Annotated in this window: 18 protein-coding genes; 7 read left to right on the top strand and 11 right to left on the bottom strand. The window is 63.2% G+C overall.

The genetic code is table 11. The features are described from left to right. Nucleotides 1-27 precede the first annotated feature (27 nt). Together IC608_RS14585 and IC608_RS14580 are read right to left on the bottom strand one after the other, a co-directional pair. Entirely contained in the window at nt 28-783 is a 756-nt protein-coding gene (locus IC608_RS14585; protein ID WP_248306423.1) for a transporter substrate-binding domain-containing protein, read from the bottom strand. 51 nt (nt 784-834) lie between these two features. Further along, a complete protein-coding gene (locus tag IC608_RS14580; protein ID WP_191777006.1) occupies nt 835-1,632 on the bottom strand; it encodes an ABC transporter ATP-binding protein in 798 nt (265 codons plus the stop codon). A gap of 149 nt (nt 1,633-1,781) precedes the next feature. On the opposite strand from IC608_RS14580, the gene IC608_RS14575 reads away from it, so the two are divergent. Then, on the top strand, nt 1,782-2,582 hold the full coding sequence (locus IC608_RS14575; protein ID WP_191777004.1) for an ElyC/SanA/YdcF family protein: 801 nt from the start codon (nt 1,782-1,784) through the stop codon (nt 2,580-2,582). Nucleotides 2,583-2,625: 43 nt separating this feature from the next. Here the strand turns inward: IC608_RS14575 and IC608_RS14570 are convergent, their stop codons facing one another. Continuing rightward, entirely contained in the window at nt 2,626-2,790 is a 165-nt protein-coding gene (locus IC608_RS14570; RefSeq protein WP_191777002.1) for a DUF1328 domain-containing protein, read from the bottom strand. 115 nt (nt 2,791-2,905) lie between these two features. Then, complete coding sequence (locus tag IC608_RS14565; protein ID WP_191777000.1) at nt 2,906-3,700, bottom strand: response regulator; 795 nt, start codon at nt 3,698-3,700, stop codon at nt 2,906-2,908. A gap of 176 nt (nt 3,701-3,876) precedes the next feature. Here IC608_RS14565 and IC608_RS14560 point away from each other — a divergent pair, with 176 nt between their 5' ends. Beyond that, complete coding sequence (locus tag IC608_RS14560) at nt 3,877-4,080, top strand: NepR family anti-sigma factor (RefSeq protein WP_248306422.1); 204 nt, start codon at nt 3,877-3,879, stop codon at nt 4,078-4,080. Next, on the top strand, nt 4,058-4,636 hold the full coding sequence (locus IC608_RS14555) for an RNA polymerase sigma factor (RefSeq protein WP_428055786.1): 579 nt from the start codon (nt 4,058-4,060) through the stop codon (nt 4,634-4,636). The genes IC608_RS14560 and IC608_RS14555 overlap by 23 nt, the downstream gene beginning before the upstream one ends. On the opposite strand, the gene IC608_RS14550 is transcribed toward IC608_RS14555, so the two are convergent. Next, nucleotides 4,633-5,001, bottom strand: coding sequence for a hypothetical protein (locus IC608_RS14550; protein ID WP_191776995.1), 369 nt, complete (start codon nt 4,999-5,001; stop codon nt 4,633-4,635). The genes IC608_RS14555 and IC608_RS14550 overlap by 4 nt on opposite strands. 201 nt (nt 5,002-5,202) lie before the next feature. On the opposite strand from IC608_RS14550, the gene IC608_RS14545 reads away from it, so the two are divergent. The 4 genes from IC608_RS14545 (at nt 5,203) to IC608_RS14530 (ending at nt 9,909) form a co-directional block, all read left to right on the top strand. Next, complete coding sequence (locus tag IC608_RS14545) at nt 5,203-5,898, top strand: Crp/Fnr family transcriptional regulator (RefSeq protein WP_191776993.1); 696 nt, start codon at nt 5,203-5,205, stop codon at nt 5,896-5,898. A 113-nt stretch (nt 5,899-6,011) separates the two neighbouring features. After that, nucleotides 6,012-7,409: a sensor histidine kinase gene (locus tag IC608_RS14540; protein WP_191776991.1), complete on the top strand. Its 1,398-nt coding sequence runs from the start codon at nt 6,012-6,014 to the stop codon at nt 7,407-7,409. Then, a complete protein-coding gene (locus IC608_RS14535; RefSeq protein WP_191776989.1) occupies nt 7,409-8,329 on the top strand; it encodes a diacylglycerol/lipid kinase family protein in 921 nt (306 codons plus the stop codon). The genes IC608_RS14540 and IC608_RS14535 overlap by 1 nt, the downstream gene beginning before the upstream one ends. A 65-nt stretch (nt 8,330-8,394) precedes the next feature. Beyond that, nucleotides 8,395-9,909, top strand: a complete 1,515-nt coding sequence (locus IC608_RS14530) for an HWE histidine kinase domain-containing protein (RefSeq protein ID WP_191776987.1) — start codon at nt 8,395-8,397, stop codon at nt 9,907-9,909. Here the strand turns inward: IC608_RS14530 and IC608_RS14525 are convergent, their stop codons facing one another. From IC608_RS14525 to IC608_RS14500, 6 genes are all read right to left on the bottom strand, one after another. Then, nucleotides 9,910-10,335 (bottom strand): hypothetical protein, encoded by a 426-nt coding sequence (locus IC608_RS14525; protein ID WP_191776978.1) that lies wholly within the window; start codon nt 10,333-10,335, stop codon nt 9,910-9,912. A 2-nt stretch (nt 10,336-10,337) separates the two neighbouring features. Beyond that, nucleotides 10,338-10,700 (bottom strand): ElaB/YgaM/YqjD family protein, encoded by a 363-nt coding sequence (locus IC608_RS14520; protein WP_191776976.1) that lies wholly within the window; start codon nt 10,698-10,700, stop codon nt 10,338-10,340. 176 nt (nt 10,701-10,876) lie between these two features. Beyond that, entirely contained in the window at nt 10,877-11,032 is a 156-nt protein-coding gene (locus IC608_RS14515; RefSeq protein ID WP_191776974.1) for a DUF3309 family protein, read from the bottom strand. A gap of 49 nt (nt 11,033-11,081) precedes the next feature. Continuing rightward, a complete protein-coding gene (locus IC608_RS14510) occupies nt 11,082-11,246 on the bottom strand; it encodes a hypothetical protein (RefSeq protein WP_191776972.1) in 165 nt (54 codons plus the stop codon). A gap of 189 nt (nt 11,247-11,435) precedes the next feature. Next, nucleotides 11,436-13,022 carry an FGGY family pentulose kinase gene (locus IC608_RS14505; protein WP_191776970.1) on the bottom strand — a complete coding sequence of 529 codons (1,587 nt, stop codon included), beginning with the start codon at nt 13,020-13,022 and terminating at the stop codon, nt 11,436-11,438. Nucleotides 13,023-13,061: 39 nt separating this feature from the next. Further along, nucleotides 13,062-13,279 (bottom strand): mannitol dehydrogenase family protein (locus IC608_RS14500; RefSeq protein ID WP_486813318.1); only part of this gene is annotated, 218 nt, incomplete at its 5' end.

Below are 13,279 nucleotides of genomic sequence, written 5' to 3'. Positions count from 1 at the left end.
CGGCCGTAGCCGAAGGAGGCGAGGGTGTCAGTTGGAGTAGTACGGGCCGCGGCCGTCGAACCACTGGGCGATCAGCTTGTCGACAGTGCCATCGGCCTTGAGTGCCTGGAGTGCGGCGTCGAGCTTGCCCTTGAGTTCGGTGTCGTCCTTGCGCAGGCCAACGCCCATGCCTTCACCGATATTGACCTCGGGGCCCGCGTAATCGATCGAGCCACTGGACGCGGCGACGATGGGATCGACATAGGCGCCATCGGCAAAAATCACATCGAGGTTGCCGGCGGCCAAATCGGCGACCGCCTGGTCGGCCGTGGTGAACGAGACGATGGTGTTGTCGGCCGCCAGGTTCTGTTCGGCATAGCTGGCCTGGATCGTGCCGCCCTGGACGCCGATGCGGACGTCCTTGAGATTGTCGAAGTCGACGCTCGATCCGGTGGGCGCGATGTAGCGCGACGGATCGGCCGGGAAGTATTCATCCGAGAAGTTGATGGTCTGCAGGCGTTCCTCGGTGATGGACATGCCGGCCATGATGGCGTCGTAGTTGCCCGCCAACAGGTTCGGGATGATGGAGTCCCAATCATTGACGACCCATTCGCAGCTGAGCTCGGCCTTGGCACAAATGGCGTTGCCGAGGTCGATCTCGTATCCGGCAGGCTTGCCGTCGTCCGCGAGGAAGTTCCACGGCGCATAGGCGCCCTCCGTCGCGATACGGACGGTCTCCTGACTCATCGCCGGCGCGCTGACCGCCAGCAGGGCAAACGCCGTCAGCACCATCTTCTTCATCATGTCGATCTCCTTCTCGTTTTTTGCTTGATCGTTCTTGTTCTCGTCGGGCCGTCAATCATGGGCCGCCGCATTGAGAAACTGGCGCAGGCGCGGTGACTGCGTCGCGCCGAACACCGCCTCGGGCGATCCTTCTTCCTCCACCAGCCCCTGGTGCAGGAAGACAACCCGATCCGATACGGTGCGCGCAAATTCCATGTCATGCGTCACGAGAATCATCGTGCGCCCTTCTTCGGCCAGAAGCTTGATGACCCGCAGCACCTCGACCTCGAGCTCCGGGTCCAGAGCGGACGTCGGCTCATCGAACAACATCACCCGCGGGTTGATGCACAGCGCCCGCGCGATGGCCGCGCGCTGCTGCTGGCCGCCCGAGAGTTGCGCCGGATAAGCATCGGCCTTGTCGCCGATGCCGACCTTGTCGAGCATGGCGCGCGCTTCGGCTTCCACTTCCGCGCGCTCCCGCTTCTGCACGGTGAGTGGTGCTTCCATCACGTTCTGAAGGATGGTCAGGTGGGCCCAGAGATTGAACGACTGGAACACCATCCCCAGTTCAGACCGGATGTGCCGGATCTGTGCCTCGTCGGCGATCTGGCGGCGAGCGCCTTCTCCCTTGAGCCGGATCGGTTCGCCGTCGATCAGCACGTCCCCCCGGTCGGGGATTTCCAGCATGTTGATGCAGCGCAGCAGCGTGGACTTGCCCGAGCCCGAAGAGCCGATCAGCGAAATGACCTGCCCTTCGCCGGCGGCGAGTGAAATTCCCTTGAGGACCTCGAGAGCGCCGAAAGACTTGTGGAGATCGCGCAGTTCCACCACGGGAGACGATCCCGTCGGTACGGGCGAAGCGTGCGTCATACTCACCATTGGGCCGTTGGGGCGCCTTCCTGACCGGTGACTGCCTTATTGTTCTGGCAATCTTGACCGGCCGCTAGAAAAACAGAAGCTGGCGAGAGTGCAAGTGCCAAATCGTCCCCACGTCCGTTCCGCACCGCGAGTTGCTCCCCGTGTTCTTCGTTCTGTCCAAAATCGTCTGGATCGTCGTCCAGCCCCTCAGCTTGATCTTGTTGCTGATGCTGGTGACCCTGGTGGCGACCATCCGGCGGTGGCGGCGCACCGGGATCGCAGCGGTCACGGCCGCCGCAGCGATGCTGTTTCTGCTTGGTTACACCTCGCTGGGCGCGCTGCTGATCCAGCCGCTGGAAAACCGCTTCCCGCGGCCGCCGGCCGCGCCCGAGGCCGTCTCTGCCATCTTCGTGCTGGGCGGGGCCACCAGCAGCCGGATCAGCGGTGCCCGTGACGTGACGGAACTGAACGTGGCGGGCGACCGCATGACCGAGGCGCTGCGCCTTGCCCGCGCTTATCCGACGGCCCCGATCATGTTCAGCGGTGGGCTTGGTGTCCTTGTGGATGACCCTACGATGGAAACGGAAGCGATTTCCGCCCAGCGGTTCTTCATCGAGCAAGGCATCGATGCGGGACGGCTGGTGCTCGAGGATCAGGCTCGCAACACCGCAGAGAACGTGCGGTTTTCGAAAGCGATGATCCCTTCGGGAGGTGGGGAGGTGCTGCTCGTGACGTCGGCCTTTCACATGCCCCGCTCTGTCGGATTGTTTCGGCAGGCCGGCGTCGCCGTCACGCCCTGGCCCGTCGACTACCGCGGCACCGGGGAGGAAACGTTCGGCCTCGACATCGCAGACCCCGCCACCAACATGCAGACCGCGACGACAGCAGTTCGCGAATGGGTGGGCCTGGTGGCCTATTGGGCAACCGGGCGCTCCGATGCATTGTTTCCTTCGCCCAAATAAAAAAGGCGGCCGTTAGGCCGCCTTGTAGAACATAGGTCAGATATCAGGTGCGGCGGAAGAAGCCGATCACCAGGGAAATGACCAGGAACGCGAGGAACAGGAAGAACAGGATTTGAGCAATACCTGCCGACGCGCCGGCAACACCGCCGAAGCCGAGTACGCCTGCGATCAGCGCGATGACAAGAAAGACGAGAGCATAATACAGCATGGGAAGCTCCATGGTTTAATCTTGCTTCATCAACGGCTTTTGATGGGAGTGGTTCCTTGTGTGGCAACAAAAAGGCCGGCTCACCGCCGGCCTTTCGAATTCGCTGCTGCCCACATCACGCTGCCGCGCGTGATCCTTCGTCGAAGAACAGGGCCTGGCTGATCAGGGCCTTCACCATGTCCGGATTGAACGGCTTGGTAACGAGGAAGGTCGGCTCGGGGCGTTCGCCAGTGAGCAGGCGCTCGGGGAAAGCGGTGATGAAAATCACCGGAACCGAATGGGTGTTGAGGATGTCGTTGACCGCATCGATGCCCGAGCTGCCATCGGCGAGCTGAATATCGGCCAGGATCATGCGTGGCTTGGTCTGGTCGAACAGCTTGACGGCTTCCTTGTGCGTACGGGCAACGGAAACCACCTTATGACCGAGGCTTTCCACCATCTGCTCGATATCCATCGCGATCAGCGGCTCATCCTCGATGATCATGATCTCGGTGGCGACCTGGCGGGAAATCTCGTGTGAGGCCTCGTCGAGGAGCTTGGAGAATTCCTCTTCTGACGCCGAAAGGATTTCCGCCGCCTGCTGATGGGTGAAGCCTTCCACGGCCACCAAGAGGAAGGCCTGCCTCGGCTTGGGCGATAGATTTGCAAGGTTTGCGGCCGCCCGCTGCTCCCAGGCGAAGCTGGAGGCGGGTTCGGGAATGGTCACCGAAGAAGAGGAAAACAGCGCAGAAAAGAGCTTGTAGAGCGCAATTCGATCGCTGGAAGCTTCGGGGAAGAGAGAAATATCGGAGATCAGAGCTTCCAGCGTGGCGGCAACATACGCATCACCCGATGTTTGCGATCCTGTGACAGCTCGTGAAAACCGGCGCAGGTAGGGCAGATGCGGCGCAATCCGCGTAGACAGTGACATTGACGAAGACTCCCAGTGACGCTTTTTCGTGTTTGACCTCACACCCGCCCTTAACGGCAAGCAAGTGCGAAAGTTCCACGCATGAATGGAACTTTTCAAATGGCCCCACATTGTGTCCGATTGACGAAACGCGCTCTTGAATCGGTCGGTTCCAGCTAATGACGAAAGACAACCAATTGAACCAGCAACGTACGCGGCAGCAGACGGGGCGGGCGGATGACGGTCTAGGCCCGAATTCTGACATCGGGTCGCGACTGCGCGCGCTCTATGGCGCGGTGCAGGAGGAAGGCGTACCATCGCAGCTTCTCGATCTGCTGGAAAAGCTCGACAGTGCCGAGCAGGCACAATCGGGTACGAATGCCTCGCGGAACAGGGAATAGCATGAGCGCCGAAAGCACTTCCTTCAAGCGCGAAATGCTGGCTACTCTGCCCAGCCTGCGCGCCTTTGCCGTTTCCCTTACAGGCAAACACGACAAGGCCGACGATCTGGTGCAGGACACCGTCATGAAGGCCTGGGCCAAGCAGTCCAGCTTCGAGATGGGGACCAACATCAAGGCGTGGCTCTTCACCATCCTGCGCAACGAATTCTATAGCCAGATGCGCAAGCGCGGCCGCGAGGTCCAGGATACCGATGGGGCTTTCACCGAACGGTTGTCCGTCCATCCCTCGCAATATGGCTCGATGGACATGGAAGACTTCAAGAAGGCCCTGAGCCAGCTTCCGGACGACCAGCGCGAAGCGGTCATCCTGATCGGGGCTTCGGGCTTTTCCTATGAAGAAGCGGCGGCCATTTGCGAGTGCGCCGTGGGCACCATGAAGAGCCGTGTCAGCCGCGCGCGAACCCGCCTGACGGAGATTCTCAAGGTGAGCGGAGAGTCCGATTATGGTCCGGACGCGGTCTCAGCGCAGGTGACCTCCGGAAACCACTCCTTCTAGCGACTTGGAAGCTGCGCCTGCCGCGCAGCTTCCAAAAGCGTCTCTTCGGGTACAGGCTTGGCGAGCACCCTTACGTTCGGCAGGCCCGGCAGGCCCGCAGTGAGGCGCGAATCGGCTGAAATGCAGACGGTGGGAATGCCCGATTGGACGACCGTACGGATGAGAGCCAGCAGGTCATGACGGTTTTGTTCAACCTCCACCACTGCAAGAGCGGCACCGGCCCAATGCTCGGCGAGCTTCAACGCCTCGGTCGCGCTGAAGGCAATGATGGTTTCTGCGGCGCCAGCCGACTCGAGGGTCGACTGAATGTCGATGGCGATCAGCGCCTCCGTCTCTACGATCAGGACGGTGCGGCCCTTCAGCATGCAGAATGTCTCCGTTAAGACCCGCTTGATGGGCGCTGGACCCTTCGGTGTCATTTAACTTTGACATGTTGATCAAGGAGCAGAAGGAACGAGCCGGGTGATGCAACGTTGTGAACGGACTTCGAGGGTAGGGCTTCCGGTTTGACTCTTGTATTGCCGAACAGTGGGCGACGCGTGCCGTGCGAGCAGTGCCCGCTGCGCATGATGCCCCGCTTCCGGGACTTCACCACCACCGAACTGAGGTTCGTGTCATCCTTCAAGACCGGCGAGCTGGTTGCCGAACCCGGTGCCAGCATCCTCTCGCAGGGCTCCAACAGCGCACACCTCTTTACCGTGTTGTCAGGATGGGCCTTTCGCTACAAGACCTTGTCGGACGGACGTCGACAGATTCTCAACTACATGTTGCCGGGGGATCTCATCGGCCTCCAGGGCTCGCTTATGGGAGAGCTCGAGCACGCCGTAGAAGCGCTCACGCCTCTGGTTCTTTGTGTTTTTCAGCGCGACCGCCTGCACGAGCTCTACCGCAACCACCCCGGTCTTGGCTACGACGTGACATGGCTGGCCGCGCGCGAGGAGCGGATGCTCGATGAGCATCTTCTCAGTCTGGGACGGCGCAGCGCCCTCGAACGGGCTGCATACCTTGTTGCATTTCTCTATCGGCGCGGCGAATCGGTGGGCCTGGGCAAGGGAGGGCGCATCGAGGTGCCGCTGACGCAGCAGCACGTGGCCGACACGCTCGGCCTCTCCATCGTCCACACCAACAAGACGCTCCGCAAGCTCGCCAACCTCAACCTGCTGCGCTGGCACGACCGGAGCTGCGAAGTGCTGGATGCCGAAGGGTTGCGCAGCGTTGCCAAGTGGGAAGAGCCCGAGGAACGCCGCCGGCCCTTGATCTAGTGGTTCAATCGCGCAACACATGGTGGGCATTCGGCGGCCGGCGGGAGCGGGATGGCTTCGGCGGCGTTGGCGCTCAAAAGCAGGCGTGTGGCCTGCTCCTTGAAAGAGTGGTTATGGCAGGCCCATTGCTGCGCTCCCGGCTGAGCACTCGTCGACTGGCCGTATGGATTTCGTTGGCGCTGGTGTGTCTGGCGGCCGGAGCGTCCTTGATGCTGATGCAGGGCATCGACCGCCAACTGGGCGACGTGACCCAGACCTACGCCGTGCGCAATGCCGCACGAGAGTTGATGAACGCGCTCAGCCAGGCAGAGGCGAACCAGCGCGGCTACCTGCTGACACGCGACGAGAACTTCCTCAGGCCCTACCGCGAGGCCGTCTCGAGCATCGACAGGCGCGTCGAGGAACTCCTGGCCATGACGCAGGAGGACCCGGGGCAGGCCGCCAAGGTTGCCGGCATCACGGGCGACATCTCCACAAAGATGGCGGAGATGGCCCGCACGATCGAGCTTGTCGCAAATGCCCGGGCCGCCGAGGCCCAGACTCTGACCGAGACCGGCATGGGCGCCCGCGTCATGACTGAAGTCACGCAGACGCTTGAGGCGTTCATCGGGGAAGAAAACGCAAAGCTCGAGGCGCGCAACGCGGCCATCGATCGAAGCCGCATTGGTCTGGTTGCCGCGCTCATCGCAGCGCTCGCCGCCGCCGCCATCCTTGCCTATGCCCTGTTGACGCGAACGCAGAGGCAGGTCACCGACCTGACCGTGCGTCAGTCCGGTCTGGTGAGCCAGAACGAAGCGCTGGAGGCGGAGGTGGCGGAGCGGACGCGCGCCATCGAGGAGGCACGAGCCTTTGCCGAGCATGAGCGCCAACGGGTCGAGGCCATCCTGCAGGACACCAACCATCGCATCGGCAACTCCCTGGCGACCGTCTCGTCCCTGTTGGCCCTGCAGATGCTGCGCACACCGTCCCAGGAGGTGCGCAATGCTCTTGAGGCCGCCCGCCTTCGCGTGCACGCCATCGCTTCGGCCCACCGCCGCCTTCGCCTCGGGGACGACCTGGAGTCGGCGAGCGCGGATGAGTTTCTGGGCACGGTGATCGAGGATATCCGAACCACGCAGGTCGATGCCGATAGGATGAGCATCACCAGCAGCATCGAGCCCATCGCGGTTTCGGCGCGTGATGCGACGACCATCGGCATTCTGGTGGGAGAACTGGTGACCAACGCGCTCAAGCACGCCTTTCCCGGTGATCGAACCGGAGCCATTTCGGTGTCGCTCCGCCGCGAAGACGGCATTGCCGTCCTCGAAGTCGCCGACAATGGTGTTGGCCTTGGTCCGGAAGTTGCCGATGGCCCGGGACTTGGCTCCGTCATCATCAAGCAGCTCTCCGGTCAGTTCGGCGGCGTGCCGGACTACCAGCCGCGCGCCGAAGGTGGCCTCAGGGTCCGGATAGCGTTGCCGGAATTGGGCGCGCACAGACCGCCCGCAGACCCCTCACCCATGGAACCATGATGCGCTACGAAATGATCTTGAACCGGGGGGGCGGCACCCTGCGCACCATGGATTTGGAGGCCTTCTGCGCGGAGGCGAGATCCATTTTCGCTGAAGCGGGCCACGAGTGCACATGCACCGTGGTGGAGGGCAAAGACATCGAAGCCGCTCTGGAGAAGGCGGCGGCGTCGGACGTGGACGCCATCGTCGCGGGCGGCGGAGACGGCACGATTTCTGCCGCGGCGGCCATTGCGTTCAAGAGCGGCAAGCCCCTCGCTGTCCTGCCGGCGGGAACGATGAACCTGTTTGCTCGGGCGCTCGGTGGGCCGCTTGATCTCCCAGGGGCGCTCGGTGCCATCGCTGCTGGCGAGTTTAGGAAGATCGATATCGGGACTGCCAACGGCACGCCCTTCGTGCACCAGTTCGGCGTCGGGATCCATGCGCGACTGGTGCGCATCCGGGACCAGATGGTTTTTCGCAGCCGCATCGGCAAGATGGTGGCCAGTGTGCGGGCCATTTCAGCCGCAGTGGTTGATCCTCCGAAGTTTGAGGTTGACCTTCTGGTCAAGGAAAACCGGACGGCTAAAACCGTGGCCGGCATCGTTGTCTCGAACAACATCCTCAATGAAGCGCCAGTGCCGGTTGCGCGACGCCTGGACGAGGGCGTACTGGATGTCGTAGTTGCAAAAACGCTGACGACCGGAGAGCTCGTGAGCCTGATCTTCGACGTGTTCACCGGTCGGTGGCGAGACAATGCTCTTGTCGAGGAGGAGGCCGCGCCGGAGATTACGCTGCGGTTCCCCAAGCGCAAACGCCGCGCTCACGCCGTGATCGATGGCGAGCTCATCCCGCTCGACGAGGAGGTCGTGCTGCGGTGCGAGCGACAAGCATTGACGGTCATCATGCCCCGGTCCGCCGATGAGCAGAGCAGGCGGAACTAGATGGGTCCCCCGTCGTTAGCCGCTGTTGATGAACGCACAGTGTCGGTGCCGCTCAAGGAACGAACGTGACTGAACAAATCCCCATCCTGCCCGATGACGTTCGCAGGGTGGTATCGGATTCGGCAAGGCTGGCGGTGCTGCGCGATCTTGGGGTGCTGGATACGGGTCCGGACAAGGACTTCGATCAGATCGCCCGCATGGCGGCCCGTGCGATGGGTGTGCCGGTGTCGCAGATTGCCTTGATCGATGAACAGCGGCAGTGGCACCGGGCCTCTTTCGGGATGGACAGTCCCAAGGAAACGCCCGTGGAGACCTCGTTCTGTGCCCATACCATTGCGGCAGAGGAGATGCCTCATCTGACCGTTCTGGATGCGACCCAGGACCCGCGCTTTACCAACAACCCCTTTGTCTTGGGCCCGCCCTTCGTGCGGTTCTATTGCGGTGTCCCGATCAGTGTCCGCGGGGAGCGCCTCGGAACGCTGAGCGTTTTCGATACCAGGCCCTGGACCGAAATCCCTGACCCCTGGCTTGATCAGTTGCACGACCTTGCCGAAACCGCAGCGAGCCTGTTCGAGCTCAAGGACGAGTCCAGGATGCGCGCGCGCACGGCCGCGGCCCTGATGCGGGAGGAGTGGCGCCATGCGCTGACGCTCGAGGTCGGGCGCGTCGGAAGCTGGCTGTGGGACATCGGCAAGGATGAAGTGACCTGCAACGACACCTTCTGCAGGCTGTACGGGCTCCACGGGGCCGGGCCGTTCAGGTCCGAGCAGATCCTGTCGCTGAATCATCCCGATGACGCCGTCATGGTGGCCGAGGCGCTTGGGCGTGCGCTCGAAAGCGGGGACGATTTCGACATCGAGGCCCGGCTGGCGCACAGCAGCAGATGGATCTGGATGCGTGGCCGTGTGTATCAGCGCGATGCCGCGGGTAGGGCGCAGATCATGATGGGAGTCTCCATCGACGTCACCGATACCAAGACGGCCGCCGACCAGACGCGGCTTTTGTTGCGGGAACTCAATCACCGCGTGAAGAACACGCTGGCCATGATCCAGTCGGTGGCGCGGCAGACCTGGCGCGGCAATCCCGATCCCGCCGTTTTCCTCGAAGCCTTCAGCGGCAGATTGCGCACCATCTCGGAAGCCCATGTTCTGCTGGCCGACCGCGACTGGCGGGGCATTCAGCTCTTTGAGATCATCGAGAACCAGTTGGGTCCGGATTTCCTTGTTCCGACCGAGAGGCTGGAGGTGTCTGGACCGGACATCCTGCTCGAGCCCGATGCCGCGCTGGGCCTTGCATTGGTGCTGCATGAACTGACCACCAATGCCCGGCGCCATGGTGCACTCTCGAGCCCGGAGGGCCATATCGACCTGCATTGGGCGATTGAGCGAGCCCCGCAGCGCGGGCTGCGGCTCCATTGGCAGGAAGCCGGAGCATCTTCGGCTGGCGCCATGGGTGCGCCGGGCCTCGGGACCCGGCTTATCGAGCGCAGCCTCGCCAAGGTGCTCAACAGTTCCGTTCATTTGAAGATGACCGGAACAGGTGTGCGGGCAGAGATATGGATCCCTCTGCCCGCGGAGTGATCAGTCGTCGCCGTTGCGCATGAGGGCCAGGGCGGCAATGGCAGCGGCCGGCAGCCCGAGTTTGACGATCAGTGGCGACTTCAGCAGCAGCGGCAGGGCGGCCGCTGCAGCGGTGGACAGGAAGGCACCCTTTTCGGCGGAGCGGCGACGTTCCGTGACAGACCGACGGTGACGATTCTCGCTGACGCTGTAGCCGACATAGATGGCGAGGCTGAGCAGCAGGAAAACACCGCCGAAGATCGCCGTTGCCAGAAGCACCCCCGTCTGCGACGCCACCAGGATGAAGATGGCGCTCAGCACAAACCCCAGTCCCAGAAGACCGAATACGCCGATAAGGGCGAAGGCCACGGCCTTCGCCTTGAGCCGCTCCGAAAGTCCTTCCAGCTCGATACCCAGCAGGGAGGCCAGGGGCAGGAGAAGGTGCATGGTCAGTGCCGGGTGAGCAGCGCCAGCACGAAGCCTACCCCGAGGGCCGCGGCCACGGCGGTGAGCGGCTTTTCCCGGATGGAGTCCTTGAGTTGCTGCTCGTACTCCCCCGCCTGGCCCTGGGCGTCCTCCAGCATGTGCTGTCCGCGGCGCTTGAGATGCTCCAGTTCGATTTCAGCTCTGGTGCGCACCTCGCCGGCCTTCTCCTCCGTCAGCTTCCTCAGGGTTTCGGTAATGGCCTTGAGGTCGCTCTGCAACTGGGCCACCTGGGCCTCGAGTTCGCGCTCACGGGTTTCGGTTTCGACAGAAGAGACTGCCGCAGCAGCCTTGCGGCGGCCTGGGGCCATGTCAGGTGTATTTGCCATTGGGACGCTCCTTGGATGATGCCGCTACAACGTAGCTTAATCCATGTGAGTTCCGGCCCCGGCCGTGACAAAAACGACCCCGAGACGCGGGACGCGCTCGGGGTCGGGGCAACCTGAGGGGGGCGACCTGCAGGTTGTCAGGCAAACTCCAGTGGAGTTGCCGGTTTTAGCTGGCGCTAAATTCTGCCCATCAGCACCAGGATGATGATGACGACCAGGACCACGCCGAGAATGCCGGACGGGAAGTAGCCGAAGCCACGGGAGTAGCCCCAGGTCGGCAGGGCGCCGATGAGAAGAAGAATGAGAATGATGATAAGAATGGTGCCGAGCATCGAGCGACCCTCCGGTTCGACATGTTGACGCTAACTTGCGCTATCAGGCTCAGATCAACGCAAGCAGCAGTGCGGTAGCGACGAACAGGATGAAGGTGGCGGGCATCAGAGCCAGGATGACGCTGGAATAATGCGTCTGGCCGTCATAGGCTTCGGTCCAAACAGCGGTGTCCCGGCCAGCGTCTTCCAGTGCCTTGATTTCCATGTGTGTCATCTCGTCCTCCAGTGATCCGTCGGATCGTCCTGCGCGCCCTCCGGGCTGCGTGACACTGAAACGGCGACTGCTGATTTTTGGTTCCCGCCAGCCCGTTCGACGGGATGACCTCCACCGGCCGCCGCGTTTCGCGCGGTCAGCGTGCACAGGATGCCGACAAGGCGAGACCCTGGGGCAATGGACCCATCCTCATTCGAGCGCGTCGATGACCTGCCGCTGCCGCAGCATTTCGAGGAAAATCCGATAGTCCCTGTCGAACTGTGGCTGGGCCGCCGGATCGGGCGGGCGGGACTGGCCCCCCTGCTGCATCGCCAGACATGCTTGGTCGAGGCTGGAATATAGACCTGCTGCATTGGCGGCCACCATGGCCATGCCCAGAAGCGTGGCGTCCGGTGTCCCTGGAACCACGACCGTGCACAGCGTCGCATCGGCATACAGCTCCATCAGCAGCGGGTTCTTGGTGTGGCCGCCGGTGATGTGGAGGGTGTCGATGGCATAGCCGCGGGTATTGAGCGTCTCGAGGATGTGCCGCACGCCCAGTGCGATCGACACGCAGGTGCGCCAATAGAGCCGGCAAAGGCTGTCGAAATCGCTGTCCAGCGTCAGCCCGGAGATGACGCCGAGGGCGAAGGGATCGCCGAGCGGCGACCGGTTGCCGTGAAAATCGGGCAACACATGCAGCCGGTTGGCAAGGGTCAGGCCTTCGCTGGCGCGCAGGTCGCTCACGCGGCGGCAGATCGCCAGATGCCGCTCGGGGGTCGGCTCGCCGCCTGCGCCATGCCAGCGGATGATGTGGTCGAGGAGCGCGCCGGTGGCCGACTGGCCCCCTTCGTTGAGCCAGACACCGGGCAGGACCGCGCCGAAATAGGGTCCCCAGACGCCGGTGGTGGGGCGGTCCTCGGCCGAAAGGGCCATGACGCAGCTCGAGGTGCCGGCGATCAGAGCGAGGTGACGATCGATGGTTTCGACGTCGGCGGTGAAGGCGCCAAGGACGCCGAGGGCCCCGGCGTGGGCGTCGATCAGGCCTGCCCCCACCCTGCACTTGGTGGTGAGGCCCAGTGCCGCCGCAGCGTTTTCCGTCAGGGCCCCGAGATTTTCCCCGACGGGACTGGCCCGCTGGGGGAGCGCTGCGCGCTCGAGGAGGTCATCGAGCCCCACCATCTCGAGGAAGTCCTGGCGCCAGGGGTGCTCCTGGTGGCCGAGATAGGTCCATTTGCAGGTGAGGGTGGATTGCGAGCGGGCGGCAGATCCCGTCGCCTTCCAGGACAGAAAGTCGGCAAGATCAAAGATCTGGCCGGCCCGGCCCCAGCTCTGGGGCAGGTTGCGCTTGAGCCACATGAGCTTGGGCACTTCCATTTCCGGCGACATGACGCCCCCGGCATAATGGAGCACGTCATGGCCGGTCCGGGTGCATTCGTCCGCTTCTTCAAGCGCCCTGTGATCGAGCCAGACGATCGTGTCCCAGCGATCCTCTCCGTCCCGGGAGACGGTGACGGGGGCGCCTTGGCCATCGCGCACGACGAGCGAGCAAGTGGCGTCGAACGCGATACCCACCACATCCTCGGGGGCGGCGCCGGCCTGGTTCATCGCCCCATGCACGGCCGAACAGACGGCGGTCCAGATCTGCTCGCTGTCATGCTCGGCGAAATTGGCGTCGGTGCGCCGCATGAGAATGGGATTCTCGTTGCGGCCGAGGAGGTGGCCGTCGGGCGTGAAAACACCGGCCCGGGCGCTGCCCGTGCCGACATCAACTCCCACCAGGAGGTTTTGCGCCACGCCGCCCTCTCTTCTTGGTCTGGGCGGACCTTACTCGGGCTAGAGCGCGGCTGCCAAGTAGCGTTTGAGCGTGGCGGGAGTGCCGATCTCCCAGAGCGTCGTGAGAGAGCGGCTGAACGCGTTGATGAAGGCTGTATTTCCGGCCAGTTCGCCGTAGATGTCGGTCATTTCGAGCCAGGCCTGGGGGTGCTCCTGAGCCTTTTTGGCCTGGGTGGTGAGGCGGTCCCAGCTGGGGTCGTTGGGTGCGATGACGGTGC

The organism is Devosia oryzisoli (assembly GCF_014837245.1).
Lineage (GTDB): Bacteria > Pseudomonadota > Alphaproteobacteria > Rhizobiales > Devosiaceae > Devosia > Devosia oryzisoli.
This window is presented reverse-complemented; position numbering and strand designations above follow the sequence as displayed.